We start from the raw sequence: 26,621 nt of genomic DNA, 5'->3' as shown, positions 1-26,621 counted from the left end.
GCGGCTAGCAGGGGGACCCTTACGGGGCGTTGCCCCGGCCGGAGCGCCCCGCGCCCCCGAAGATGGGCCGAGCCGCCTGTGGCTCACCCGTCGACGAGAAGAAGGCGTTCCATGCGTGCTCACATCCGTAAGCCTGTCATCGCTGGTGTCCTGACCGCCGGGGCGCTGCTCGGGAGCGCAGGTGCCGCTGCCGCCCACGACGGCTCCCCCGCCCGCGACTGGGGCGCGAGCGGGATGGTCTCGGGCCAGAACCTCCAGGTCCTCAGCGGCCTCCCGCACGCGTGCGACGCCGGCCTCGACGGGCCGGCCTTCCTCCACACGGCGGCGAGCTGCGTGCGGAGCTAGCTGTATTGCCCTGTCCGGAAGCGACGAGACCCGGCGCCCCTTCGCGGGGTGCCGGGTCTCTCGCGTGATCCGCGCTGATGCCTTCCGACAGCCGGCGCTTGACCTCAAGTTTGATCCAGGTTCTACGTTCTTTCTCACCAGCCAAGATCGACAGATGGTGAGGGCAGGACCATGGAGTACTCGCACAGCGACGCCGAGCTGGTCAACCAGCCGATCGGCTACTGGGCCACCGCCGCCGGGCGGGCCGTGGTGGGGAACATCCGGGGCGGGCTCGCGCAGTACGGGATATCGCAGCCGCAGTGGTGGGTGCTCAACCGGAATGGACAGACCCGCGAGGAGGCCACGTCCGTGCTGCTCCACTACGTCATGCCGGGCGACGACCTCGACGCCGAGATCGACGGCCTGCTCGACCGGGGGCTGATCACGCTCGGCGCGGAGAACCGCATCACCCTGACCGGCGAGGGCGAAAGGGTCCTGGCCCTGTGCACGGCCTGGCAGAAGGACGCGCATGAGCGCACCCACGACGGCATCACGGACGAGGAGTACGTCAGCGCCCTCAAGGTCCTCCAGCGAATGATCCACAACGTGGGCGGCAAGGCTTGGCACCATTAGGACGACGCGATGACCTAGGGAGACCCTCCGCATGTGGAACGGCGACGCACTCGACCTCGACGCCTATCTGGCCCGCCTCGGCCACGACGGGGACCGCTCCCCCACCCTGGCGACGCTGCGCGCGCTGCACCGGGCGCACATCCTCTCGGTGCGCTGGGAGAACGTCGAGGCGGTGCTGCGCAAGCGCCGTCCGCTCGACCTCGCGTCGGTCCAGGCCAGGCTGATCGGCAGCCCGCTCGGCGGTACGTGCTTCGAGCACGTCACCCTCTACGCGGCGGCCCTGGAGCGCCTCGGATTCCGCTTCTTCGCGGTCCAGGGCCGGGTCCAGCTGGGCGCGACCACCATCAGGCCCGCGACGCACGCCATGGTGATCGTGGAACTGGAAGGCAAGCGCTGGCTCAGTGACATCGGCTTCGGGGCGAGCCCGCTGGAGCCCATCGAACTGACCGACGCGACGGACACGACGGACGGCGTATGGGCGTACCGGCTGCGCCGCGAGGAGGTCACGCCCGGCGCCGACGGGTGGGCGCTCTACCAGCCGGCGAGCGAGGGCGACGGCTGGCTGGTCCGGCACACGTTCACGCTCGACCCGCAGTATCCGGCCGACTTCCGGGTGACGAACCACTACGGCGCGAGCAGCCCGCAATCCCCTTTCAGCAACCGCCTCGTGGCACAGCGCCTCCATCCGGACCGCCTGCACATGCTCGACAACCTCACCCTGACCACGACGAGGCCCGGCGCCCGCCCGGAGAGGCGGGAACTGGAGCCGCGCGAGGTGCCGAAGGTGCTGGCGGACGTCTTCGGGATCGAGCTGCCGGCGGTGGACGCGGGGCTGTTGCTGCGCAAGCTGGGCTGATGCGCGGTCGGTTCGGACCCTGGTGACGACGGCCGCCGCCGAGGCCCCGCGCCGGGGCCCGACGGCGCGTGGCGTCAGGCGGACCGGCTGACGTCGTCGAAGTCGGTGGAGGCCGACAGTTCGGCCCATGCCAGCATGTCGCGCTCGAAGGCGTCGCGTCCGGCCTGGACGTACCGGAGCGCGTCGGTGCCGAGCAGCAGGCGCGCCGGCGGCTGCTCGGCCGCCACGATCCGCAGCACGGCGGCCGCGGCCTTGTCCGGGTCGCCCGGCTGCTGCCCCCTGCCCTGGATGCGCCGGGCGCGCAGCGGCTCGAACAGCTCGTCGTAGTCGGCGATCGCGCGGGGCGCGCGGACCATCGAGCGGCCGGACCAGTCGGTGCGGAAACTGCCCGGCTCCAGGGCGGTGACATGGACGCCGAGGGCGGCGACCTCCTTGCCGAGCGTCTCGAGTATGCCCTCCAGCGCGAACTTGCTGCCGTGGTAGAAGCTGAGGCCCGGCATGGTGGTCAGCCCGCCCATCGAGGTGACGCCGATGATGTGGCCCGAACGGCGCTTCCGCATGTGCGGCAGCACGGCCTTGATCACCGCCACGGTTCCATAGACGTTCACCTCGAACTGGCGGCGGAGGTCGTCCATCGACGACTCCTCGAAGAGGCCCTCATGGCCGTAGCCGGCATTGGCGACGAGGACGTCGACCGGGCCCAGGTCGCGCTCGGCCTCCGCCACGACCGTGCCCACCGCGTCATGGTCGGTCACGTCCAGGACGCGGGCGTGCGCGTCGCCGGCGAGCGCCTCGAAGACCCGTGCGTCGGCGGGCGTGCGCACCGTGCCCACCACCCGGTGGCCCGCGGCCAGCGCGCCGCACGCGAACGCGCGGCCCAGGCCGGTGCTGACGCCGGTGATCAGAAATGTCTTGGTGTCCGACACAGGAGTTCCCTTCGTACGGTGCGAACGGAGGCCGGCCGGGGCGGTTGGGCCCCGGCCGGGCTCGACGCGTTCCACTTCAGCACCGGAATCGGCCGCCGACCGGCTTCAAGGGGGTCCGCTTCGCCCTGGGGACAGCCGGACCGGGGGACTGCCAGTCCCCCCTTCGCCGGGCGTCGGGGCGATCTTTGGCCCTATCGTGAACGGCATGGACCGCAACACAGCACTCGGTGAGTTCCTCCGCTCCCGGCGGGCACGGATCACCCCGCGCCAGGCGGGCCTGCCCGACGACGGCGGCTCCCGGCGGGTGCCGGGACTGCGCCGCGAAGAGGTCGCGCAGTTGGCGGGCGTGAGCGTCGACTACTACATACGCCTGGAGCGCGGACGCCCGCTGAACGTCTCCGAGACCGTGCTGGACGCCGTCTCCCGCGCGCTGCGCCTCGATCCCGTCGAACGCACCCACCTCTTCCAGCTCGCCAGGCCCGCCGCGGGCCGCCCCCGCCGCGCGGCGACGCGTCCGCAGCCGGTCCGCCCGGGGCTGCGCGACCTGCTCCGGATCCTGGAGCACACCCCCGCCCTGGTGCTGGGGCGGCGGCTGGACGTACTCGCGTCCAACCGGATGGCACGCGCGCTGCTCACCGACTTCGACGCGCTGCCGCACCGCGAGCGGAATCTGGTGCGGTTCATGTTCCGCGACGAGACCGCGCGCTCGCTGTACACCCACTGGGAGACCCACGCCCAGGACATCGTCGCCTCGCTCCGGCGCGACGCCGGACGCCATCCCCACGATCCGCTGCTGGCCGAACTCGTCGGCGAACTCTCCATCGCCGACGAGGACTTCCGCCGCTGGTGGGCCGACCAGAACGTCTACCGCCACACGCACGGCAGCAAACACTTCCACCACCCGGTCGCGGGCCCGCTCACCCTCAATTACGAGTCCCTCACCCTGCCGGCCGACCCGGACCAGCGGCTGAGCGTCTACACGGCCGAGGAAGGCTCCAGTTCGGAAGAGGCCCTGCGGCTGCTGGGCGCGTGGGTTCGGCAGCCGGAGAATGCGCATGGGGAGCACGCGGATCTTTAGGCGTGCGCCTTCGCGGTGACCGGCGTCCGCGCCGGGGTTTACGCGAGGCCGTGCGCGGCGGTTCGGTGGGAGGCGAGGCGGGTGTTCGCCTCGCGCATGCCGAGCCAGTCTTTACGCACCTCCAACTGGTAGCGCAGCTCGACGAGTTCAAGGCAGGCGGGGCAGGTCTCGGACGGGGCGAGGACGATGACGCCGGGCCCTGACGAGCCGGCCACGGCGACGAGGCCGCGGCGCAGGCGGCGCTGCTCATGGCGAAGGGCTTCGGCGGCTCGGCCCAGGCTTCTGACGCAGGCGATCGCGGATACGTATCCGTCACCGGGCCCGAGCCGCAGCCGGTAGCGGGCTTCCCGCACGACGGCGAGGGCCTCCAGCCGCACGGGGTCTCCGACGGGGCGCGCGGTCGCGGCGGTCTCGACGTCGGCGGCGGTCGTGGTGATGAAGCGGCGGAGACAGGCCGTGAGCCATGTCAGTCGGCCTGGGGGTGCGAGCAGCCGTTGCATGGCGTTGGCCTCGCGGATCACGTCATCGATGACGGTGTCGTCGGGTGGGGTGAGCCCTCCGCCGAGGTGGCTGGTGTGGGGGAACGGAGGCATGGGGGAGCTCCTAGGGCAGCGGTGGGGAGGGGAGACGTCCGCCTCCGGCTGATCAGGACCGGGGCAAGAACAACGTTCCCGTAGCGCTGACTTCAGGTGCAACCTGCGCAGAGAATCCAGGGAAAACTGGCATATGTCGAATCCGAGCAAGGGCCCTCGGGCGGGGCACAGGGGGTGGAAGACTGCCAACTGGGCGGTTCTCAAGGGGCTTCAGCGAACCGCCGAAGGCACACAGGGACGCGTCACCGGGGAACAGAGGCGCGACACCGGGGTACACACCGGGAGGGCTCGAAAGTGGCAGCACGACGCGGTCCGACGTTCCGTCGGAGGGAACTGGGGAAGGAGCTCAGGCGCCTGCGAGAGCGGAAGGGATACAGCACGAAGGAAGCGGCAGCAGCCATCGAGAGCTCGGAAACCAAGATCAACAGGGTGGAGAGCGGCCACAACCAGTTGCCCCGAGTGCGCGATCTGGAGGACCTGCTCGAGTTCTACGGCGTCACCGACCGCGCCGACCAGGAGCACATCCTGGCGCTGCACCGGGACTCGCTCAGCGCCGACTGGTACAGGCCGTACCAATACCTTCTGCCATCCGGGCATACGGTCTACGTCGGGCTGGAGTCCGATGCCCACGCGTTGCGAGCGTGGCACTCACAGGTCGTCTTCGGGCTCCTGCAGACCGAGAACTACGCCCGAGCCATTTTCACAACAGCGAAGCCTGTCGACGAGAGGACCACTCAGTTCGTCGACGAGAACGTAGCCCTCCGCATGAAACGCAAGGAAATCGTCTACGGCGATGATCCGATCGAACTGCGGGTGATCATTGAAGAGGGATCGCTGCGCCGCGTGATCGGGGGGCGGGACATCATGCTTGAGCAGTACGAGGAGATCGAGAAGCTTGCAGCACTCGATCACGTGACCGTGCAGATCCTTCCGCTGAAACTCGCCACGTACCGCTCGTTCGACAGCTTCGTCATTCTCGACTTCGACGAGGGGCACGACTCCGTCGTCATGGGGGACGGGCCGACCGTAACCGTGTCCGACAAACCGCGTGAGGTCTGGAAGTACGCGCGAAGGTTCGACGCCATGCGCGAAGGCGCTCTGGCTCCGGCCATGACCTCTGAATTCCTGCACCGACTGGCAAGAGAGATCGATGACGACTAGCTCCTACGCGACAGCCCACTGGTTCAAGTCCTCATACAGCACGGAGACCAGTGGGGCCATGTGCGTGGAGGTGGCGGACTTCACCGCCCGGATCGGCATACGCGACTCCAAGCACCCCGGCGGCCCCGCCATCACCGTTTCCCCGGCCGCTTGGTCCTCGTTCATCCGCGATGTTCAATCCGGCACACTCGGCCACTGATCTCGCGTAAGGAGTCATGGTCCCGCGACCGGGAAACCAAACCCTTCAAGTACGCCCGCGCCGGTATCCGCCATTTCTGGCGCATCGCCTTCGCGATCGATATCGATCTCGCCCGGTGAGCAGGGCTGCTGGTGACCGGAGCAGCCCCGGCGGGATGCCTGGAGCCGTCGAGGGGGCGGCGTGGGTGATCCCGGAGCAAGCACCCCGCCCCGGACAAACGGCATCCGGCCGCCCTACCCCTCCGTCGGCTCCGCGAGCGTGTGGGCTACCAACGCGTTCGCGTGGCCGTGGCCCAGGCCGTGTTCGGTCTTGAGCCAGGTGACCAGTTCCATGTGCTTCGTCAGCGGTGAGCTGCGGATGAGCGTCTTCCATTCGGCCACCGGCCGGCCGTACTTCTTCTCGATCGAGGGGAAGTAACTGGCAGGGCCCTTCACGGTTTCAGTCATGTCCGCAGTCTGGCAGCGACCACTGACAACGCCGCCTGACCGCCGCACGGCGAGCGGCCGCCCAGAAAGGTCAGGCAGTAGTCAAGGGGATTACCGTAAGTAAACACTTTCTTGACCGCCGCCTGATAGTCACCCCCACCCGCCCTCACTTAGGTTTGGCTTCGCTAACCGAACCGTGCCGTTCCCGGCCCAGAGACAAAGCCGGCGTCGTGCCGGGGAGGACGCCCTATGTGGGACGACGCGTTTCCCAGTTTTCTGATCGGGCTGAGGGAAGGGCTCGAAGCCGGGCTCATCGTCTCCGTGCTCGTCGCCACGCTCGTGCGGGCGGACGCGAAATCGCGGCTGCCGCAGGTGTGGACGGGAGTCCTGGGCGCGATAGCCCTCTCGCTGAGCTTCGGCGCGGTGCTCACCTTCACCGCCGCCACGCTCTCCGCCACCGCGCAGGAAGCCTTCGGCGGCACGCTCAGTGTCATCGCCGTCGCCTTCGTCACCGCGATGGTCTTCTGGATGCGGCGCTCCGCCCGCAATCTCTCCGGGGAGATCCGGGAGAAGGTCACCAGCGCGCTCGCCATGGGCACGGGGATGCTGATCGTCACCTCGTTCCTGGCCGTCGGCCGCGAGGGACTGGAGACGGCGCTGTTCCTGTGGACGACGGCGCGCGCCGCCGGTGAGTCCGCCGGGCCGATGGCCGGGGCGGGCGCCGGGCTCGTCATCGCCGCAGTGCTCTGCTGGGGGCTTTACCGGCGCGTACTGAAGATCAACCTCACGAAGTTCTTCACCGCCACCGGCATCGTCCTCATCGTCATCGCGGCGGGCGTGCTCGGATACGGCCTGCGGGATCTCCAGGAGGGCGGCGTGCTGCCCGGGCGGAGCGCGTTCGCGTTCGACCTGAGCCAGAGCATCGACGCGAGCTCCTGGTACGGCACGCTCGTGCAGGGCGTCCTCAACCTGACCCCGTCCATGACCTGGTTGCAGGTGATCGCCTACGTCGCCTACCTGGCCGTGGTGATGACCCTCTTCGTACGCGGCGTGCGCACGACGGCCCCCAGGACGCGGGCCCCCAAGGCCGAGAAGCCCGAGAAGGCGCCCGGCAGCCGACCCGCGTGGGTCGTGCCCGCGGCCGTCGTCGCCGTGCCCGCCGTCGTCGCCGGTGCCGTCGTCGCGTTCAGCGGCTCGAAGCCCGCGGGCGACCAGACCGTCGCCGTCTCCGAGAAGGACTGCGGCAAGGGCTTCACCGCCCCCGAACCGGGCCGCCGGACCTTCCAGATGCACAACACCGGCGACAAGGTCTCCGAGGTCTATCTCGTCGAGCCCGCGACCAACGCCGTCCACGGCGAGATCGAGGGCCTGGCGCCCGGCACCACCCGCGAGCTGGTCGCCACCGTCGGCGGCGGGGAGTACGCCTGGCGCTGCGTCCCCACCGGCGGCAGGACGGTCACCTCCACGCCCGTGCGCGTCAACGGCGCGGCCGCCAAGGCCGTCGTGCCGGTCTCCGGGAAGGACCTGGCCGCGCCGCTCGGCACATACAAGGACTACGTGAACAAGGGCCTGGCCGCCCTGACCGAGCAGACGGGCAGGCTCGACCAGGACATCGAGAGCGGCGACCTCGACGCCGCCCGCAAGGACTGGCTCACCGCCCACCTCTCGTACTCCTCCCTCGGCGCGGCCTACGGCACCTTCCAGGACTTCGACAAGAAGATCAACGGGCGGACGGCCGGGCTCCCCGACGGCGTCAAGGACAAGGACTTCTCCGGCTTCCACCGGATCGAGTACGGCCTGTGGCACGGGCAGTCGGCCGACGACCTGCGCGGCCCGGCGCAGCAGCTCGCGAAGGACGTCGACGGTCTGCGCAAGGCGTTCCCCACCCAGGACTTCGACCCCGGTGACCTGCCGCTGCGCACGCACGAGATCCTGGAGAACACGCTCCAGTTCGAGCTGACCGGCGACTCCGACCAGGGCAGCGGCACGAACCTCGCCACCGCCGACGCCAACCTCGCGGGCACCCGCGAACTCCTCGACGTGCTGCGCCCGCTGCTCACCGCCCGGGACACCAAGCTGCTCCCGACGGTGGACGCCGGCATCGACCGCGTGCAGAAGCTGCTCGACGGCGCGCACCACGACGACCAGTGGACGCCGGTCGACAAGCTCGACGCGGGCACCCGTGCCCGGCTCGACGGGGCGACGGGGCAGCTGCTGGAGGATCTCGCCCCGATCCCCGACCTCCTCGAGATCCGCAAGGCCGGCTGAACCGTGCCCAACGCCGACCGCCCCGAAGGGAACACGAACATGACCGCCGATTCCGCCCGCCCGCAGGGTGGCTTCCCCACCGGCCGCCGCGGCTTCGTCAAGACGGCGCTGGGCACGGGCGCGGCCGGGGTCGCCCTCGCCGGTGGCGGCTTCGCCCTCGGCCAGACCGTCGGCGCGCAGCCGGCGCGGGCCGCCGGCAGCGAGGCGCCGGGGAAGACGGAGTTCCACGGCGTGCACCAGGCGGGCATCACCACCCCGCAGCCCGCGGCCGCCGCCTTCATATCGTTCGACGTGATCGGCGAGAGCCGCAAGGACCTGGCCGAGCTGTTCAGGACGATCACCGAGCGGGCCCGCTTCCTGACGGCGGGCGGCGCGCCCGCCGACCTCGGCGTCGGCGCACCGCCCTCGGACAGCGGGATCCTCGGCCCGACCGTCCCCGCCGACGACCTCACCGTCACGCTCGGCGTCGGGGCGTCCCTCTTCGACGGGCGCTTCGGGCTCGCCGGTGCCAGGCCGCGCCGCCTCACGCCGATGCGCACCTTCCCCAACGACAACCTGCGCGCGGCGGAGTGCCACGGCGACCTGTCGCTCCAGATCTGTGCGGCCCGGCAGGACGTCGTGCTGCACGCCCTGCGCGACATCGCCCGGCACACGCGCGGCGCGATGCAGGTCAAATGGCGTATCGACGGCTTCCAGAGCACGCCGCGCCCGACCGGCGCGCAGCGCAACCTGCTCGGCTTCAAGGACGGCATCGCCAATCCGGACACGGACTCCTCGCGCGAGATGAGCCGTCTGGTGTGGGTGACGGAGCGGCTCGGGGAGCCCGCCTGGGCCGTGGGCGGCAGTTATCAGGTGATCCGCGTCATCCGGATGCTGGTGGAGTTCTGGGACCGCGTCTCGCTCACCGAGCAGGAGAAGATGTTCGGCCGCCGCAAGGACACGGGCGCGCCGCTGGACGGGGCGAAGGAGACCGACAGCCCCAACTACGCCAAGGACCCCAAGGGCGAGGCCATTCCGCTCACCGCCCACATCCGCATGGCCAACCCCCGTACGGCGAAGACCGACGACTCCCGCCTCCTGCGCCGCGGCTACAACTACGACCGGGGCATCGACGCCGTCGGCAACCTCGACATGGGCCTGGTCTTCTGCGCCTACCAGCAGGACGTACGGCGGCAGTTCGAGGCCACGCAGGAGCGGCTGATCGACGAACCGCTCGTCGACTACATTTCGCCGACCGGCGGCGGCTACTTCTTCGCACTGCCCGGCGTCAGGGATTCCCACGACTGGCTGGGGCGGACGCTGCTGGGCGGCTGAGGCGGCGGCGTCGGCTCAGGCGGCGATGTCCGGCTTGGGCGCCGGCATCGGCATCGGCATCGGCATCGGCATCGGCATCGGCCGAGGATCCGGCTCAGGCTTCGGCTGAAACGACGCCGTCAGTCCTCCACCACCAGCGCCGGGGTCGACCGCGTCAGCACCTCGCCGCGGAAGAACGCCGGGCTCCGGCGCCGCATCAGCAGCATCAGCACCACCCCGAGCAGCAGCAGGCCCACGCCGATCACGAACACCGACCCCACGCCCATGACCGAACTGCCGCTGCCGTACGCGGGGTTCCACATGTCGTACAGCGTCTTGCCGAACACGGCCGCCAGCAGCACGCCGCCCAGCAGGGGGAAGACACCCTTGAAGAGCGCGTCGCGCACCGAGCGGCCGAGCTCGCCGCGGAAGTACCAGGCGCAGGCGAAGGCCGTGATCGAGTAGTAGAAGCAGATCATGAGGCCGAGGGCGTAGATGGTGTCGATGAGGACGTTCTGGCTGAGGAAGCTCATGGCGGCGTAGAAGACGCCGGTGGCGACGCCCGCGGCGACGGTCGCGCGGCCCGGTGACTTGAAGCGCGGGTGGATGCGCGCGAAGGACGGCGGGAGGGCCTGGTAGGTGCTCATGGCCAGCACCGTGCGGGCCACGGGCAGGAAGGTCGTCTGAAGGCTGGCGGCCGCCGAGGCGAGCACCGCCACGAAGAGCAGCACGCCCAGCACCGTGCCGAGCACGGGGTCGGCGAGGGCGGCGAAGACGTTGTCGGCGGTACCGGGGTTGCCCAGGCCCGTGCCCTCGGTGCCCACGCCGGCGAACATCTGGGCGGCGACGGCGGTCAGCAGATACGAGCCGACGAGCACGGCCATGGAGATCAGCGCGGCCCGGCCGGGGGTCTTCGCGCTGCCCTGGGTCTCCTCGTTGACCGTGAGGCACGCGTCCCAGCCCCAGAACATGAAGATCGAGAGCGAGAGCCCGGCGGTGAAGGCCGCGAAGGACCGCACGGCGAAGGGGTCGAGCCAGCTCCAGGAGAAGCCGACGGACCCGGGCAGGCCGCCGTTGCGGGCCTTGACGAGCGCCATGGTCACGAAGACGGCGAGCACGGCGAGTTGGAGGCCGACGAGCGCGTACTGCACGCCCTTGGTGGCGGTCATCCCGCGATAGCTGACGGCGGTCGCGACGGCGATGAGGACCAGGCACGTCAGGACGTGCACGGGGCGATTGCCGTCCAGGCCGGCGAGGTGATCGCTGCCGGTGATCCGGCCGAGGAGGAGATAGAAGAAGGAGGTCGCGACGCCCGCGAGGTTGGACAGCACGATGATCGTCGCGATGACCAGGCCCCAGCCGCACATCCAGCCGACCCGGGGCCCGAACGCCTGCACCGTCCAGGTGAAGGACGTCCCGCAGTCGGGCACGGCCTTGTTGAGCTCGCGGTAGGCGAAGGCGACCAGCAGCATCGGCAGGAAGCCGGCGAGGAAGACGGCGGGCATCTGCACGCCGACCTGCCCGACGGTCGGGCCGAGCGTCGAGGTCAGACAGTAGACGGGGGCGACCGTGGAGACCCCGATGACGGCGCTGCCGAGCAGCCCGACGGAGTTCCCGCTGAGGCCCTTGGCGCGCCGGTCGCCGACGCTCGTTACCGTGTCTCCGGCCCTGGGCCGTGGGGCTGTCTGAACCATGAACAGGACGTTAAGGGCTGCTGTTTCCGCAACCGGAGCCTCGCGATCCAGACGGGGGCCCTTGAATATGGGCCGCCTTACCGGCAGTTGACCTGGCTTTGAAAGGCGGCTCGACACTTACGTCAGGTAACACCCAGGAGTAACCCCCCAGCGATCACCCTGCGATAACCGCAGCCCCGCACCTTTTGCCCCGTTTCGAAAATTTCCCGCGCCCGGCCGGGGCGGGCACGCGTACCGGCCACGCGCTCAGCCCTTCGTGGCCACCGTCTCCGTGTCCCGCCCCGACCGCAGCACCCTCCCGGGCACCTTGCCCGTCACCACGTCGTGCCGCACGGTCTCCACGCCGTTGACCCGTACGCTCACCACGCCCACCGCCCGCGCGTCCAGCCGGGGACCGTCGCCGGGCAGGTCGTGGACGAGCGTGGCGGGGCCCGCGTCGACGCGCTCGGGGTCGAAGAGGACGAGGTCGGCGCACCAGCCCTCCGCGATCCGCCCCCGGCCCCGGAGCCCGAAGAGCCGCGCGGGGTCGTCGCTCAGCATCCGTACGGCCGCGGGCAGCGGCACCAGCTTGCGGCCGCGCAGGCAGTCGCCGAGGAAGCGCGTGGTGTACGGCGCCCCGCACATGCGGTCCAGGTGCGCGCCCGCGTCCGAGCCGCCGAGCAGCACGTCCTCGTGCTCCCAGGTGCGGCGGCGCAGCTCCCAGCTGGCGGGGTCGTCGTCGGTGGGCATGGGCCACAGGACCGTACGCAGCCCGTCGGCCGCGCAGATCTCCACCAGGCAGGCGAACGGCTCCAGGCCGCGCTCGGCGGCGATGTCGCGGACGACGCGGCCGGTGAGGCCGTCGTTCTCCCGCGCGTACGTGTCCCCGATGACGTAACGCCCGAAGTCGGCCAGCCGCCGGAACACTCCCGCCTCCTCGCTCCGCGCCCGGCGCAGCAGCTCCGCCCGTACCTCCGGCTTGCGCAGTTCGGCGATGCGGCGCGGCACCGGGAGGGCGAGGACCTCCCCCCAGCCGGGCAGCAGGTTGAGCGCGCAGAAGGTGCCGAGGGACATGTTCATCGGCGTGAGGACCGGCATCGTGAGCGCGACGATCCGGCCCCCCACCGCCCGGGCCCGTTCACTCGCCGCGAGCTGCCGGGGCACGCGGTCGGGGACGGCGGCGTCGATGGTGAGGACGTTCCAGTTCAGCGGCCGCCCGGCGGTGGCCGTGAGCTCCACCAGGAGATCGGCCTCGGCGTCCGAGAAGCGGTCGAGACAGCCGGTGACGATGGCCTCCAGCTGAGTGCCCTCGTGCTCCCCGACCGCCCGCGCGAGCGCGATCAGTTCCTCGGGCCGCGCATGCCGCGAGGCGACGGGCCTGCCGTCGCCGTCGGAGTGGGTGGTCGACCGCGTCGTGGACAGCCCCCAGGCACCGGCGTCCATCGCGTCGTGGAGGATCGCCGTCATCCGCGCCAGCTGCCCCGCGTCGGGCACCCCGCCCACAGCCTCGGGACCCATCACATAGCGGCGCAGCGCGCAGTGCCCCAGCATGAAACCGGCGTTGACCGCGATCCGCCCCTCCAGCGCGCCCAGATAATCCCCGAACGACGACCAGCTCCAGGGCGTGCCCTGTTCGAGCGCGGTGAGCGACATGCCCTCCACCTTGCTCATCATCCGCCGCGTGTAGTCGGCGTCCTCGGGGCACGCGGGATTGAGCGGCGCGAGCGTGAAGCCGCAGTTCCCGCCGACGACGGTGGTCACGCCGTGGCTCATGGACGGCGTGGCGTACGGATCCCAGAACAGCTGAGCGTCGTAGTGCGTGTGGGGGTCGACGAACCCCGGGCTGAGCATCAGCCCGCTCGCGTCCTCTTCCGTCCTGGCGCGCTCGCCTATGCGGCCGGCCAGTGCCCGCCCTGGACGGCCGATTGTCGCAATACGGCCGTCTTTTATTCCTACGTCCGCGACGTAGGGGGCGCTTCCTGTGCCGTCTATGACCGTGGCGCGGCGGATGAGATGGTCGAGCATGGTCGGTCACCTCTGTCTCTGACGGATGGATGACGTTGCCGCGTGCGGCGGGAGCGGCCTGCGGCCGCGTCCTCAAACGCCGGACGGGCTGGTTTGTTCCCCAGCCCCGCCCCTTCCCGAAACTGGGGGCAAGCCCCCAGACCCCCGCAACACGCTTCGCGCGTTGTCCTCAAACGCCGGACAGGCTGAAAAGAAAAGACGGGCGCCCCTGACAAGCCGAAAGAGAAGACCGGCGCACCCCACAACCGAATGTCGCCCTCCGGCGGGAGGGGGTGGGGCTGGAGGGTGGGGTTCTGGAACGCGGTGCGTTTTCAGGGCACTCCATACGCGTGACCCGCACCGCACCGCGTTCCAGGTCCCCAGCCCGGAAGACCCACCCCCGGCACCCACCACAACCCAGCCCGGCCGGCGATTGAGGCCACACGAACCGCAACCACACACAACCCGCACCCAGCAACGGCCAACCCGGCAGGGCGCCCCCGCCGCAGGCGGCAACACACCCGCACCAGACAACAGCCCTAAACCCCCCGCCGCAGACGCGTAGTCCGATGCACAGGATCCACATCAATCTTCGGAATCACATGCTCCCCGATCAACCGAAGCGTCCGCAAAGCCCCCTCCCGAGGCACCCCGATCGGCAAGCCGAAGGCAAGCTGATCAGCCCCCGCCTGCTCCCACCTCTTGCACTGCCGGAACACCTCGTCAGGATCCCCGCAGATCATCAACTCCTCGGCGATGAGCAGCTCGATGATCTCCTCCGTGTACTCCGGCAGCAGCTCGGGCCACTGAGGGATCCCCTCAGGACGAGGAAACGTGTCGTGATAGCGGAAGAGCAACGACTGAAGGTAATGCAGCCCACCGCTGACCGCCGTGGCCACGGCCTCCTCGTGCGTCTCGGCGCAGATCGCCGTCGACGTCACCATCACGTTGTCGTTGACGAAGGCCCCCACCGGCTTCGCGTCCTTGATGGCGTTCTTGTAGGAGTCGACGACCCACTCCATGTCGGAGACCTTCTGCACGCTGAAGCCCAGGACTCCGAGGCCCTTGCGGGCGGCCATGGAGTAGGAGGAGGGGGAACCGGCCGCGTACCACATCGCCGGATGCCCAGGGCCGTACGGCTTGGGCAGGATCTTCCGCGGCGGCAGTGACCAGTGCTTGCCCTGGAAGCCGGGGTATTCGTCCTGGAGCCACATCCGGGGGAACTCGGCGATCGTCTCCTCCCAGATCTCCTTGGTGTGGTCCATGTCGGTCACGCCGGGGAGAAAGCCCAGGATCTCGTGGCTGCCCGCGCCGCGCCCGGTGCCGAACTCGAAGCGCCCGCCGGAGAGATGGTCGAGCATGGCCGCCTTCTCGGCGACCTTGACGGGATGATTGACCTGGGGCAGCGGATTGAAGATCCCGGAGCCGAGGTGGATGCGTTCGGTGGCGTGCGCGAGATAGCCGAGGAAGACGTCGTTGGCGGAGAGGTGCGAATACTCGTCGAGGAAGTGGTGCTCGGACGCCCAGGCGTATTTGAAGCCGGACCGGTCCGCCTGGATGACGTACTCGGTCTCTTCCAGCAGCGCGTGATGCTCGGCCTCGGGGTCGGTCCGCTGCCTGCTCGCGGGAACGTAACCCTGCACAAAGATCCCGAATTCCACGGAGGTTCACCGTCCCTAGATTTCTGACGCATCGTCAGATGAACGACTGTGGCATCGGCTCCAGGGAGCGTCAAGGGATCGTGTGGGCGGCGCCCTGGCCAGGGGAACACGGGTCAGGAGAACAGCCGCGTCCCGGCCAGCCACCCGCCGTCCACGACGAACGGCTGGCCGGTGACGTACGAGGAGGCGTCGGAGGTCAGGAACAGCACCATGCGGGCCACCTCCGCCGGCCGCCCGATCCGCCCCATCGGCACGACCTTGCGGTAGAACTCCCCGGCACCGGCCGCGGCACCGGCACCGGCCCGCTCGGCGTCCACCGCCGCGTCGAGCAGGCCCGGATCGGTCATCGGGGTGTCGACGCCGCCGGGGCAGACGGCGTTGACGCGGATCCCGTCGGCGGCGAGTTCGAGCGCCGCGACGCGGGTCATGGCCACGACGGCGGCCTTGCTCGCGGCATAGGAGGCGACATACGGCAGCCCGGCCAGCGCGGCGAACGAGGCGGTGTTGACGATCGTCCCGCCGCCCGCCGCCACGAGCTCGGGGATCGCGGCGCGCATGCCGAGGAACGTACCGAGCTGGTTGACGCGGAAGACCTCCAGGAACTCCTCCTCCGGCGTGTCCACCAGCGCGTTGAAGCGGAGGATGCCGGCGTTGTTGACGAGCCCGTCGAGCTTCCCGAAGGCGTCCTTGGCGGCGGCGACGGCCGCGCCCCACCCGGCTTCCCCGGAGACGTCGAGGTGGACGTAGACGGCCCTGTCCCGGCCGATCTCCGCGGCGACGGCCCGCCCCGCGTCGTCCAGCACGTCGGCGAGGACGACCCGCGCGCCCTCGGCGGCGAGGAGGCGGGCCTCCTCGGCCCCTTGACCACGGGCGGCGCCCGTGACGAGCACGACCCGGCCGTTCAGTTGGGACATGGGCCTACGCCTCTCACTCCGCCAGCAGGGGGGCGATCCCGGACGCGAACCGTTCCATCTGCTCCAGCAGTTCCGCGGGCCCCCGGCACCGGAAGCGGACCTGGATCTGGTCCGCGCCCAGCGAGCCGTACACGCGCAGCGACTCCGCCAGCGTCCCCGGCCTGCCGGACAGTGTGCGCGGGCCGACGTCCCAGCCCGGCGTGCCGATGTAGAGCGCCTCCGTGATGGCGCCGACGGCGAACGGGCCCTCGCGGCCCGCCGCGGCGCGCAGCCGGCGGAGCTCGGCGACGCGCAGGGGCAGCTGTTCGCGGGAGTCACCCTGCGACAGCCAGCCGTCACCGCGCAGCGCGGCGCGGCGCAGGGCCGCCGGGGAGGAGCCGCCGACCCAGATCGGCGGACGCGGCGTGCGGACGGGGCGCGGGGCCTGGCCCAGGCCGCGGAAGGCGAAGCGGGGGCCGTGGAACTCCGGGAACTCCTCCGGCCCCAGCGCCGCCTTGAGCGCGTCGACGGTCTCGTCCAGGATCGCCCCGCGCCGGTGGAAGTCCACGCCCAGCGCCCGGAACTCCTCCGGCACGTGCCCGGCGCCCACCCCCAGCACCAGGCGCCCGCCCGAGAGCCGGTCGACGGTGGCGTACTGCTTCGCCAGGGCCAGCGGGTGCCGCAGCGCCGCGACGGAGACGTGGCTGAGCAGCAGGGTCCGCTCGGTGACGGCGGCGAGGTGGGCGAGGGTCGCCACCGGGTCGTACCACGTGGTGCCCATGGCGGCCGCGAGCCGCACGGGGACGGCGACGTGATCGCAGGTGGCGAGGTAGGTGAAGCCGAGGCGGTCGGCGGCGCGGGCGATGTCGCGGAGCTCGGCGGGCCCGGCCTCGACCTCCCAGGGCTCGGCGTAGAGGGTGCTCAGCGAGGTGATGGGCACCTGCATGCCGTAGGCCAGGCGGCCCGCCGGCAGCACATCCAGACCGTTCGCGTTCAGCCCGCCCACAGGCCGTCCTCCGTCAGGCCCAGCAGGGAGATCGCGTTGCCCCGGACGATCGCCTCGACCACATCCGGTGCCAGGTGCCCCATCTGCTCCCGCGCCACCTCCCGCGAGCGCGGCCAGGTCGAGTCGGAGTGCGGGTAGTCCGTCTCGTAGAGGACGTTCGCCGCGCCGATCGCGTCGAGGTTGCGCAGGCCGACCGGGTCGTCGAAGAAGCAGCCGTGGACGTGCCCGGCGAAGAGTTCGGAGGGCGGGCGGTGGACCTTGTCGGCGACGCCGCCCCAGCCGCGGTTCTCGGACCACACGGCGTCCGCGCGCTCCAGGATGTACGGGATCCAGCCGATCTGCCCCTCCGCGTACATGACGCGCAGCCCGGGGAACCGCTCGAAGGCGCCCGACATCAGCCAGTCCACCATCGAGAAGCAGCAGTTAGCGAAGGTGAGCGCCGAACTGACGGCGGGCGGGGCGTCGTCGGAGGTCGACGGCATGCGCGAGGACGATCCGATGTGCATGGCGACGACGGTCCCGGTCTCCGCGCAGGCGCGCAGGAAGGGGTCCCAGGCGTCGGTGTGGACGGAGGGCAGGCCGAGGTACGGCGGTATCTCCGAGAAACACACGGCCCGCACTCCGCGCGCGGCGTTGCGCCGCACCTCCTCGGCGGCGAGGTCCGCGTCCCACAACGGGACGATGGCGAGGGGGATCAGGCGTCCGCGCGCGTCCGGACCGCACCACTCCTCGACCATCCAGTCGTTGTAGGCGCGGACGGCCAGCAGGGCGAGTCCGCGGTCCTTCGCCTCGGTGAACGTCTGTCCGCAGAAACGCGGAAAGGTGGGGAAACAGAGCGCGGACTGGACATGGTTACGATCCATATCGGCCAAACGTTCCGGGACGTCGTAGGACCCCGGGCGCATCCGCTCGTAGGTGATGGCCTCCAGTTTGATGTCGTCCCTGGAGTATCCGACGGCGGTATCCAGCCGAGTGAGCGGACGGTGCAAATCCTCATAGACCCACCAGTCCGCCACCGGACCGTCGCCCCCGGGAGCGCCCATGACCGGCGTGAACCGGCCCCCGGTGAAGGTCATTTCCTTCACCGGCGCGCGTACGACACGTGGTCCGACGTCGTGGAACTTCGCCGGAAGCCTGTTCCGCCAGACGTGCGGGGGCTCGACCGTGTGGTCGTCCACCGAGATGATCCTGGGGAAGCTCACCATGGCTGACACGTTAGCGACGAACTGACGATCCGTCAGCAGTGCGGCAGGGCAGTCTCTTGCAGGGCTTGTGGAGAGGCCGGACCACTGCTGACGTAGAGGCCACGGACAAGGCAGACTGGCCGGTGCGACCGAGCGGGGACAGGCAGGGGGTCACAATGGCCGGCGACACAGGGCACGGGCACCATCTGCGCTTCACCGTGCTCGGGCCCGTGCGGGCCCGGCGCGGCGGGGAACTGCTGCACACCGGCTCGCCCCAGCAGCGGGCACTCCTCGCCGCCCTGCTGCTGCGCGGCGGCCGCACCGCCACCGCGCCCGAGCTGGTGGACGCGCTGTGGGGCGACGAACCCCCGCACGCCGCCCTCGCCGCGCTGCGCACGTACGCCTCCCGGCTGCGCAAGGCGTTCGGCCCCGACGCCGACGCCCTGGTCAGCGAGTCCGGCGGCTACGCGATCCGGGTGGGGCACGGCTGCCTCGACATCGACAAGGCCGAACACCTCGCCACCGAGGCCGAGAAGTCCCGCGCAGCGGGCGACCGCACCCGCGCCCGCGAGCTGATCAACGAGGCGCTCGGGGTCTGGGACGGCGAGCCCCTGGCCGGCCTGCCCGGCCCGTACGCCGAGACCCAGCGCGCCCGGCTGGAGGAGTGGCGGCTCACCCTCATCGAGACCCGCCTCGACCTCGACCTGGAGGTCGGCGCCCACGCCGAGGCCGTCTCCGAGCTCACCGCCCTGACCGCCGCCCACCCGCTGCGCGAGCGGCTGCGCGAGCTGCTGATGCTCGCCCTCTACCGCAGCGGACGGCAGGCCGAGGCCCTCGCCGTCTACGCCGACACCCGCAAGCTCCTCGCCGAGGAGCTCGGCGTCGACCCCTGCCCCGAACTCGCCGAGCTCCAGCAGCGCATCCTCCAGGCCGACGCGGATCTCACCCTGCACCTCACACCGGACGACCGGCCGCACGCGGGCCCCACCTTCATCCGGCCGGCGCAACTCCCGGCCACCGTCTCCGACTTCACCGGGCGCACCGGCTTCGTGGACGAGCTCAGCGACCAGCTGGTCACCGCCGAGGGGCGGATCATGGCCGTCTCGGCCGTCGCGGGCATCGGCGGCGTCGGCAAGACGACGCTGGCCGTGCACGTCGCGCACGCCGCCCGGCACCACTTCCCCGACGGCCAGCTCTACGTCGACCTCCAGGGGGCCGGGCCGGTGCCCGCCGAACCGGAGGCCGTCCTGGGGTCCTTCCTGCGGGCGCTGGGCATCCTGGACGCCGCGATCCCCGACGGCCTCCAGGAGCGGGCCGCGCTCTTCCGCTCCACCCTGGACGGCCGCCGCGTCCTCGCGCTGCTCGACAACGCCCGCGACGCCGCCCAGATCCGGCCGCTGCTGCCGGGCACGGAGGGCTGCGCGGCGCTGGTCACCAGCCGCTCGCGCATGGTCGACCTCGCGGGCGCCCACCTCGTCGACCTCGACGTGATGAGCCCCGAGGAAGCGCTGGTCCTCTTCACCCGCATCGTCGGGTCCGAGCGGGTCGGCGCGGAGCGCGACGCCGCGATGGACGTCGTCGCCGCCTGCGGCTTCCTGCCACTGGCCATCCGCATCGCCGCCTCCCGGCTCGCCGCCCGCCGCACCTGGACCGTCTCCGTCCTCGCCCGCAAGCTCGCCGACGAGCGCCGCCGCCTGGACGAGCTCCGCGCCGGCGACCTCGCCGTCAAGGCCACCTTCGAGCTCGGCTACGGCCAGCTGGAGCCCGCCCAGGCCCGCGCCTTCCGCCTGCTCGGCCTCGCCGACGGCCCCGACATCTCCCTGGCCGCCGCCTCCGCCGTGCTCGACCTGGACGCCGACGCGACCGAGGAGATCCTGGAGTCGCTCGTCGACACCTCGCTCCTCGAATCCGCCGCCCCGGGCCGCTACCGCTTCCACGACCTCGTCCGCCTCTACGCGCGTGCGTGCGCCGAGCGCGACGAGCAGCCGCCGGCCGAACGCTGCGCCGCCATGTCCCGGCTGCTGGACTTCTATCTGGTCACGGCCGCCGGCGCGTACGTCCTGGAGCGCCCCGGCGAGCAGCTCCTCACCCACCTCGCGCCCACCACGCACCCCGGGCTCACCTTCACCGACGGCGGGGCCGCCAGCGACTGGCTCTTCGCCGAGGCCGGGTGCCTGCTCGCCTGCGTGCGCCAGCAGGCGGGCGAGGGCGGCGGCACGCTGCGGCGCGCCGTCGACCTGCTGCTGGCGGCGAAGGACCTCGCCGAGTCCGGCGCCGACTCCCGGCAGTACGAGCAGGCCGCCACCGCCTTGCTGAACACGGCCCGCGCCACCGGGGACACCCTGGCGGAGGGGCGGGCCCGGACCGTGCTGGCCCATGTGGACCGCATCGCGGGCCGGTTCGCCCCCGCCGACGAGCACGCCCGGCTGGCGATCCTGCTCGGGGACGCCTGCGCGGACATCGTCCCCGTCTGCCACGCCACGAACATCCGCGGCATCATCGCCATCTACCAGCACCGCTACGACGACGCGGAGCTCTATCTGGAGCAGGCCCTGGCCGCCTTCCGCGGCGACGGCAACCGCCCGGGCGAGGCGAGCGCGCTGAGCAACCTCTCGCGCGTCCTGCTCGACACCGGCCGCATCGCGCAGGGCGTGCAGATGGCGGAGCAGGCGGTCGCGCGCTACCGCGAGTTCGGCACGTCCTGGCGCATCGCCAACGGTCTCTACGCGCTGGGCGTCGCCCTCACCCACGCCGGCCGCTACGAGGAGGCGCTGAGCCGCCTGGCCGAGGCCCTGCCGGTCTTCCGCGACAACCGGCAGCGGCTGTGGGAGGGCATGACGCACTACCGCATGGCGGACGCCCACCTGGGCGCCTCCCGCCCCGCCGCGGCCGCCCACCACGCGGAACAGGCCCTCAAACTCCGCAACATCGGCGGCGCCTGGCGCCGCGGCAACATCCTCACCCTCCTGGGCCGCTCCCTGGACGCCCTCGGCCAACCGGGCCGAGCCCGCGCCTGCTGGACAGAGGCCCTCGGCATGTACGAACAGCTGGGGGCGTCGGAGGCGGAGGAGGTTCGGGGACTGCTGGCGGGGGTGGTGGCGGCGGCATAGGGGCGGCCGGGGCCTGGGCGTTGGGCCCGGACTTCGTCCAGAGGCGCGTTTCAAGGGCACTCCCGCCGGGGGCGCGGGCGGCGACGGAGGGCTGGCCGGGCGGGGGTTGGGACGCAAGCCCGGTTTCGGGGCGGATGCATGCGCAACCGCCCGTCCGGCGCTTGAGGACGCGGCCGCAGGCGGCGACGGTCAGCGGTCAAGGTCTGGGGTGCGCGCGGTTCCGGGGTGCGCAACGTTCGCGGGGGTCCGGGGCTTGCCCCCCGTTTCCAGGTGCGAAATCCAGCCGTCCGGCGTCTGAGGACGCGGCCGCAGGCCGCTCGCGCCGCGGTCGGCGAACCGGCCCGCAGGCCGGGGCCTGGGGCAGCGCCCCGGTTTCGGGAAGGGGCGGGGCGGGTGCCCAACCGGCCCGTCCGACGCTTGACGACAACGCGGCGCAGCCGTGTCGCGGGGGTCCGGGGCAGAGCCCCGGTTCCGGGCGCGCAACGTTGTGGGCGGCTGGGGGCTTGCCTCCCGGTTTCCAGGTGCGAAATCCAGCCCGTCCGGCGTCTGAGGACGCGGCCGCAGGCCGCTCGCGCCGCGGGCGGCGAACCGGCCCGCAGGCCGGGGCCTGGGGCAGCGCCCCGGTTTCGGGAAGGGGCGGGACAGGGGAAAGGCCCCGCAGGCGCCAGCCGGGCCCGCACCCCTCCGGCCGACAACCACCCGGGCAAGCGGACATTACGGAGCCCGAACACGACGGGGCCCGGGGCCAGGCCCCGGTTTCGGGAAGGGGCGGGATGGGGAATATCCGCCGGACACACCCGCCGCGGGCCCCACCCCATCAGGCCCCCGCGAAGCGAACACCCCCGCCCAGCCCCCCGCACAACGCTGTCACGTGCCCGTTCATCGATCGTTTATCGCCGCACGGCAGTCTTACTCATGTCGATCCGTCGCGTCGGGGGGCAGGCGGGTCGTAGGTGAAACCTCACCTAGGGGTGATCAACCTGATCAGCCCTCATACCCGTCCGGCGATCCTCGGGGGAGTCGCCGGGCGGGTTCTGCAATCCCCGAGGATCACCTTCCCCTTCACACCCAGAGACTCGCACTGAACCAACGGAGTTGATCGACATGAGCGATGAGCGGAAGCTCAAGCCAGTCGTGGCCACACCGCAGGACGATCACGTGACGGGCGGAGGCGGCGGCACCCTCGCCGCGACCCCGGAATTCGCGCCGGATTTCGCCCCGGGGTTCGCTCCGGAATTCGCGCCGCCGCCGGACGACCACGCGACCATAGGTGAGCCGATCGTCAAGCTGGACGACCACGCGACGGACAGCCCGCTTTCCTGAGACCTGATCCGACCGGGCTCGCCCGGGTGGCGACACCGGCCGGGCCCGGGAGGGCAGAAGGACGACAGGGCCGCGGAGCGACACGGGGGAACACGGGGGCCGCGGCCCGGTCACCAGGGAAGGCCCTACGGGGGACGTTCGGCAGGGGACCCGTCCAGGGGGACGGAAGGCGAACGGACAAGGGCCGGCCCTGATCACGGGGGACACCGACGGGGGGAAGAACGGAGGGGGCCGACCACACACGGGGGAAACCGACGGGGAAAAGCGCGACGGGGAAGCGCGACGGGGGAAGCGCGAACGGAAACGGGAACGTTCGAAGGGGCCGGCCGAAACGGGGGACGGCCCCACGGGGGAATCGTTCCACGGGGGGACCGTTCCATCAGGAACAGAGCGACGATCAGGCCCGAGGAGCGACGGGAACCCTCCGCAAGGAGGGTTCCACGGGGGCGCTCCACGGGCCGGCTCGACGGGGGAAGTTCCACGCACGACAACTGAATACGACAACTGAAAAGGGACGTCCCAACGGGGGGACAGACCAACGGGGGACTGTCAGGGGCCGGCGTCGGCAGCACGGAGGGGGAGCCGTCGACGCCGGCCCCTGCGGTCATGTTCCAGCGACGTCGGAATCCGTCAGGACCGCAGGCGCCGAGCGCGTCACCACCGCATTGCCACCCCCGATCCAGAGGAGTCAGGAATGAAGAACTCGAGCACACGCGTGAAGAAGCCCGCCGTCATAGCCGCCTTGGCGGTGGCCGCCGCCGTCGCCGCCGCGGTCCCGGCCGCGGCCGACGACCACACGACGCTCGCGGGCGTCCATCTCCAGACACCGTTCGCCGGTCACGCGAGCCCGCACGACGACCACACGACGGGCAGCACGGACGACCACAGCACCCTCGGCGCGGACGACCACACGACAGGCGGCGCGGACGACCACACCACCTCCGGCGACCTCGGCTGACACCACCCGGACGGGCTCGGCCACCGCACTTCCCACAAGGCGCACCCGGGTCGGGCCCGTCCGGCGCGTCCGGGTCATCCGGCATATCCGGCCCGTCCGGCGCGTCCGGCGCGTCCGCACGGCGGCGCCCCGGGATCCGCGGGGCTTCGTGCGGGGGCGGGGAACACCACTCTCACACGCCGCCGTCCGCCGGCCCCCGCAGCTCCCCCTTGCGTATCTTCCCCATCGCGTTGCGCGGCAGCGCCCTCAGGAACGCCACCTCTCTCGGCACCTTGTAGTTCGCCAACTCCGCCCGCACCCAGCGGATCAGCTCCTCCTCCGTCGGTGAATCGGCCGCCGCCCGCCGGACGACGAACGCCCTGCCCACCTCCCCCAGCCGCCCCTCCGGATCCGGCACCCCGACGACCGCCGCCTCGACCACACCGGGGTGCCGCGTCAGCACCCGCTCCACCTCGGCCGGGTAGACGTTGAAGCCGCCGACCACGTACATGTCCGTGAGCCGGTCCGTGATGCGGAGATTGCCCTTGCCGTCCAGCACGCCGACGTCCCCGGTGTGCAGCCAGCCCTCCGCGTCGACCGCCCGCTCCGTCGCCTCGGGATCCTCGAAGTAGCCCGGCATCACCTGATATCCCCGCACCAGGATCTCCCCGCGCTCGCCGGCCGGCAGCGTCCCGCCGTCCGCCCCGACCACCTTGACCTCGGTGTCCGGTACGGCGCGGCCCGACGTGCGGGCCACCACCTCGTCCGGGTCGCCGCGCCGGCACATCGTGACCAGCCCGGTCGCCTCGCTGAGCCCGTAGGCGGTCAGCACCGTCACCCGCCCCAGCTCGTCCCGCAGCCGGCCGACCAGCCGCCGGTCCACCGTCGCCGCACCCGTCACCACGACCCGCAGTGACGAGAGGTCGTACAGCGACCGGGCCGGGTGATCGAGCAGCGACCGGAACAGCGTGGGCGGCCCCGGCAGCACCGATACGCGTTCGGTGGCGATGCGCGCCGCCACCTCGTCCGCGGCGAAGACCGGCTGCGGCACCATCGTCGCGCCCCGCATCAGGCAGGCGAGCACCCCCGCCTTGTAACCGAAGGTGTGCGAGAAGGGGTTGACGATCAGGCAGCGGTCCCCCGCCCTGAGCCCGGCGAGATCCGCCCAGGCGCCGAAGGCGCGCAGGCTCTGGGCCTGGGTGGCGACGACCCCCTTCGGCTCGCCCGTGGTGCCGGAGGTGAAGACGATGTCGGAAGGCGCGTCCGGGGCCACGGCGTTGGCCCGTGCCCGCACGGCCCAGGCCGGCACCTCGTCACCCGCGGCCAGGAACTCCTTCCACGTAAGGAACTCCGCGGGAGCCTCTCCGCCCAGGACCACGACCTGCCGCAGACAGGGCAGCTCCGCCAGCGGCGGCCCGTCGCCCCGCATCCGCTCCCCGGCCCCCGCCGCACGGCGCAGCGCGGCGACGTACGACGTACCGAGGAAGGTGCCGGTCACGAAGAGCAGCTCGGCCCGTGTGCGCTTCAGCACCTGGACCGCTTCGGCGCCCTTCAGCCGCGTGTTCAGGGGGACGAGGACCGCGCCCGCCGAGACGGCGCCCAGGGCCGCGACGACCCAGTCGAGGGTATTCGGGGCCCAGACGGCCACCCGGTCGCCCGCCTCGACCCCCGCGGCGAGGCAGCCGGCGGCGGCGCGCTCGACACGGGCGCCGAGCTGGCCGTAGCTGATCCGGGTCCGGCCGCAGACCACCGCCTCGCGGTCGGCGTACCGTGCGGCGGCCGTGCGGACCAGCCGGGGTACGGACATGAATTCCAGGTCCCCGCGCATCGCGCCCCCTCGCCCACTAGCTGACTAAACGTCAGATTAGCGATAGCCTTCCGCGCTGTCAGCAGCGAAAGCACCCACAGCGTGGAGGTGACGATGGCGGCGACACTCAAGGACTCCACGGCGATCGTCGGCATAGGGCAGACTCCTTTCGCACGTCAACTCCCGTCATCGGAGAAGGATTTGGCCTGCCGCGCGATCCTGGCCGCGCTGGACGACGCGGGCATCCCTCCCTCCCAGGTCGACGCCTTCGCCTCCTACACCATGGAGGAGACCGACGAGGTCGAGGTCGCCAAGGCCATCGGGGCGGGGGACGTGACCTTCTTCTCCAAGGCCGGCTACGGCGGTGGCGGCTCCTGCGCGACCGTCGCCCACCTCGCCGCCGCGATCACCACCGGCCAGGCGACCGTCGGCGTGGCCTGGCGCTCCCGCAAGCGCGGCTCCGGCCCGCGCCCCTGGCGCGACACCGCCGTCCAGCTCCCCACGCCCGCGCAGTGGACCCGGCCGTACGGCCTGCTGCGCCCCGTCGACGAGATCGCCATGCTCGCCCGGCGCTATATGCACGAATACGGCGCGACGCGCGATCACTTCTTCAACGTCGCGCTCGCGTGCCGCAACCGTGCCCACCAGAACCCCGTGGCGATCATGCACGGGCGCCCGCTGACCCGGGAGACGTACATGACCTCGCGCTGGATCAGCGAGCCGCTCTGCCTCTTCGACAACTGCCTGGAGACCGACGGCGCCCTCGCCTGCGTGGTCACCTCCGCCGAGCGGGCCCGCGACTGCCGCGAGACCCCCGTGCTCATCCACTCCGTCGCGCAGGGCCTCCCCGCCCAGCACCACGGCATGGTCAACTACTGGAACGCCGATCCGCTGTCGGGCCCCGCCTGGACGGCCGCCCGGCACCTCTGGAAGACGGCCGACTTCGGCCCCGAGGATGTCGAAGTCGCCCAGATCTACGACGCGTTCACCCCGCTCGTGCTGCTCTCCCTCGAAGGCTACGGCTTCTGCGGGCGCGGCGAAGGGGCGGCCTTCACCGAGGGCGGCGCCCTGGAGACCGGCGGGCGCCTCCCGCTCAACACGGCGGGCGGAGGGCTCAGCGAGGCTTACGTCCATGGCTTCAACCTCATCAACGAAGGAGTCCGGCAACTCCGCGGCAGCTCCACCGCGCAGGTGCCCGGAGCCTCGACCTGCCTGGTCACGGCGGGCGAGGGGGTCCCCACTTCGGCGCTGCTGCTGAGGAGTTGAG

22 protein-coding genes are annotated in these 26,621 nt (G+C 71.5%); 12 read left to right on the top strand and 10 right to left on the bottom strand.

Annotated features, from left to right (window positions below):
* Window positions 1-111: 111 nt before the first annotated feature.
* From ACH427_RS10790 to ACH427_RS10780, 3 genes are all read left to right on the top strand, one after another.
* Window positions 112-345 (top strand): hypothetical protein, encoded by a 234-nt coding sequence (locus ACH427_RS10790; RefSeq protein ID WP_398869076.1) that lies wholly within the window; start codon window positions 112-114, stop codon window positions 343-345.
* 171 nt (window positions 346-516) lie between these two features.
* The gene (locus ACH427_RS10785; protein WP_398869075.1) at window positions 517-957 is read left to right on the top strand and encodes a MarR family transcriptional regulator; all 441 of its coding nucleotides are present in this window, start codon (window positions 517-519) and stop codon (window positions 955-957) included.
* A 31-nt stretch (window positions 958-988) separates the two neighbouring features.
* Window positions 989-1,813 carry an arylamine N-acetyltransferase gene (locus tag ACH427_RS10780; protein ID WP_398869074.1) on the top strand — a complete coding sequence of 275 codons (825 nt, stop codon included), beginning with the start codon at window positions 989-991 and terminating at the stop codon, window positions 1,811-1,813.
* 74 nt (window positions 1,814-1,887) lie between these two features.
* On the opposite strand, the gene ACH427_RS10775 is transcribed toward ACH427_RS10780, so the two are convergent.
* Entirely contained in the window at window positions 1,888-2,739 is an 852-nt protein-coding gene (locus ACH427_RS10775) for an oxidoreductase (protein ID WP_398869073.1), read from the bottom strand.
* Between the two features lie 205 nt (window positions 2,740-2,944).
* Here ACH427_RS10775 and ACH427_RS10770 point away from each other — a divergent pair, with 205 nt between their 5' ends.
* A complete protein-coding gene (locus ACH427_RS10770) occupies window positions 2,945-3,817 on the top strand; it encodes a helix-turn-helix transcriptional regulator (protein WP_398869072.1) in 873 nt (290 codons plus the stop codon).
* Between the two features lie 38 nt (window positions 3,818-3,855).
* On the opposite strand, the gene ACH427_RS10765 is transcribed toward ACH427_RS10770, so the two are convergent.
* Window positions 3,856-4,410, bottom strand: coding sequence for a DUF6415 family natural product biosynthesis protein (locus tag ACH427_RS10765; protein ID WP_398869071.1), 555 nt, complete (start codon window positions 4,408-4,410; stop codon window positions 3,856-3,858).
* Between the two features lie 294 nt (window positions 4,411-4,704).
* Here ACH427_RS10765 and ACH427_RS10760 point away from each other — a divergent pair, with 294 nt between their 5' ends.
* Both ACH427_RS10760 and ACH427_RS10755 read left to right on the top strand, forming a co-directional pair.
* The gene (locus tag ACH427_RS10760) at window positions 4,705-5,571 is read left to right on the top strand and encodes a helix-turn-helix domain-containing protein (protein ID WP_398869069.1); all 867 of its coding nucleotides are present in this window, start codon (window positions 4,705-4,707) and stop codon (window positions 5,569-5,571) included.
* The gene (locus tag ACH427_RS10755) at window positions 5,561-5,770 is read left to right on the top strand and encodes a DUF397 domain-containing protein (protein WP_398869068.1); all 210 of its coding nucleotides are present in this window, start codon (window positions 5,561-5,563) and stop codon (window positions 5,768-5,770) included. The genes ACH427_RS10760 and ACH427_RS10755 overlap by 11 nt, the downstream gene beginning before the upstream one ends.
* Window positions 5,771-6,003: 233 nt before the next feature.
* Here the strand turns inward: ACH427_RS10755 and ACH427_RS10750 are convergent, their stop codons facing one another.
* Window positions 6,004-6,216 (bottom strand): DUF4287 domain-containing protein, encoded by a 213-nt coding sequence (locus ACH427_RS10750; RefSeq protein WP_398869067.1) that lies wholly within the window; start codon window positions 6,214-6,216, stop codon window positions 6,004-6,006.
* A gap of 228 nt (window positions 6,217-6,444) precedes the next feature.
* Between ACH427_RS10750 and efeU the strand changes: the two genes are divergently transcribed.
* The gene (efeU, locus tag ACH427_RS10745; protein WP_398869066.1) at window positions 6,445-8,463 is read left to right on the top strand and encodes an iron uptake transporter permease EfeU; all 2,019 of its coding nucleotides are present in this window, start codon (window positions 6,445-6,447) and stop codon (window positions 8,461-8,463) included.
* 39 nt (window positions 8,464-8,502) lie between these two features.
* Window positions 8,503-9,777 (top strand): iron uptake transporter deferrochelatase/peroxidase subunit, encoded by a 1,275-nt coding sequence (gene efeB / locus ACH427_RS10740; protein ID WP_398869065.1) that lies wholly within the window; start codon window positions 8,503-8,505, stop codon window positions 9,775-9,777.
* 119 nt (window positions 9,778-9,896) lie between these two features.
* Here the strand turns inward: efeB and ACH427_RS10735 are convergent, their stop codons facing one another.
* The 6 genes from ACH427_RS10735 to ACH427_RS10710 form a co-directional block, all read right to left on the bottom strand.
* Window positions 9,897-11,450 carry an APC family permease gene (locus ACH427_RS10735; protein WP_398869064.1) on the bottom strand — a complete coding sequence of 518 codons (1,554 nt, stop codon included), beginning with the start codon at window positions 11,448-11,450 and terminating at the stop codon, window positions 9,897-9,899.
* Between the two features lie 246 nt (window positions 11,451-11,696).
* Window positions 11,697-13,454, bottom strand: coding sequence for an amidohydrolase family protein (locus tag ACH427_RS10730; protein WP_398869063.1), 1,758 nt, complete (start codon window positions 13,452-13,454; stop codon window positions 11,697-11,699).
* A gap of 518 nt (window positions 13,455-13,972) precedes the next feature.
* A complete protein-coding gene (locus ACH427_RS10725; RefSeq protein ID WP_398869062.1) occupies window positions 13,973-15,094 on the bottom strand; it encodes an LLM class flavin-dependent oxidoreductase in 1,122 nt (373 codons plus the stop codon).
* A gap of 113 nt (window positions 15,095-15,207) precedes the next feature.
* The gene (locus ACH427_RS10720) at window positions 15,208-16,008 is read right to left on the bottom strand and encodes an SDR family NAD(P)-dependent oxidoreductase (RefSeq protein WP_398869061.1); all 801 of its coding nucleotides are present in this window, start codon (window positions 16,006-16,008) and stop codon (window positions 15,208-15,210) included.
* A 13-nt stretch (window positions 16,009-16,021) separates the two neighbouring features.
* Window positions 16,022-16,933 (bottom strand): TIGR03619 family F420-dependent LLM class oxidoreductase, encoded by a 912-nt coding sequence (locus tag ACH427_RS10715; RefSeq protein ID WP_398869186.1) that lies wholly within the window; start codon window positions 16,931-16,933, stop codon window positions 16,022-16,024.
* Between the two features lie 47 nt (window positions 16,934-16,980).
* Window positions 16,981-18,198, bottom strand: a complete 1,218-nt coding sequence (locus ACH427_RS10710; RefSeq protein ID WP_398869060.1) for an amidohydrolase family protein — start codon at window positions 18,196-18,198, stop codon at window positions 16,981-16,983.
* A 155-nt stretch (window positions 18,199-18,353) separates the two neighbouring features.
* Here ACH427_RS10710 and ACH427_RS10705 point away from each other — a divergent pair, with 155 nt between their 5' ends.
* The 3 genes from ACH427_RS10705 (at window position 18,354) to ACH427_RS10695 (ending at window position 23,568) form a co-directional block, all read left to right on the top strand.
* Window positions 18,354-21,287, top strand: a complete 2,934-nt coding sequence (locus tag ACH427_RS10705; protein WP_398869059.1) for a BTAD domain-containing putative transcriptional regulator — start codon at window positions 18,354-18,356, stop codon at window positions 21,285-21,287.
* A 1,095-nt stretch (window positions 21,288-22,382) separates the two neighbouring features.
* Window positions 22,383-22,610, top strand: a complete 228-nt coding sequence (locus ACH427_RS10700) for a hypothetical protein (RefSeq protein WP_398869058.1) — start codon at window positions 22,383-22,385, stop codon at window positions 22,608-22,610.
* A gap of 694 nt (window positions 22,611-23,304) precedes the next feature.
* A complete protein-coding gene (locus tag ACH427_RS10695; protein WP_398869057.1) occupies window positions 23,305-23,568 on the top strand; it encodes a hypothetical protein in 264 nt (87 codons plus the stop codon).
* A 172-nt stretch (window positions 23,569-23,740) separates the two neighbouring features.
* Here ACH427_RS10695 and ACH427_RS10690 read toward each other — a convergent pair whose 3' ends face one another.
* Window positions 23,741-25,375: a FadD3 family acyl-CoA ligase gene (locus ACH427_RS10690; protein ID WP_398869056.1), complete on the bottom strand. Its 1,635-nt coding sequence runs from the start codon at window positions 25,373-25,375 to the stop codon at window positions 23,741-23,743.
* A gap of 93 nt (window positions 25,376-25,468) precedes the next feature.
* Here ACH427_RS10690 and ACH427_RS10685 point away from each other — a divergent pair, with 93 nt between their 5' ends.
* Entirely contained in the window at window positions 25,469-26,620 is a 1,152-nt protein-coding gene (locus tag ACH427_RS10685; protein WP_398869055.1) for a lipid-transfer protein, read from the top strand.
* Window position 26,621: the final 1 nt, after the last annotated feature.

Source organism: Streptomyces sp. NPDC020379, from assembly GCF_044387105.1.
GTDB lineage: Bacteria > Actinomycetota > Actinomycetes > Streptomycetales > Streptomycetaceae > Streptomyces.
The sequence above is the reverse complement of the archived record's forward strand: the minus strand, read 5'-3'. Positions and strand labels throughout refer to the sequence as shown.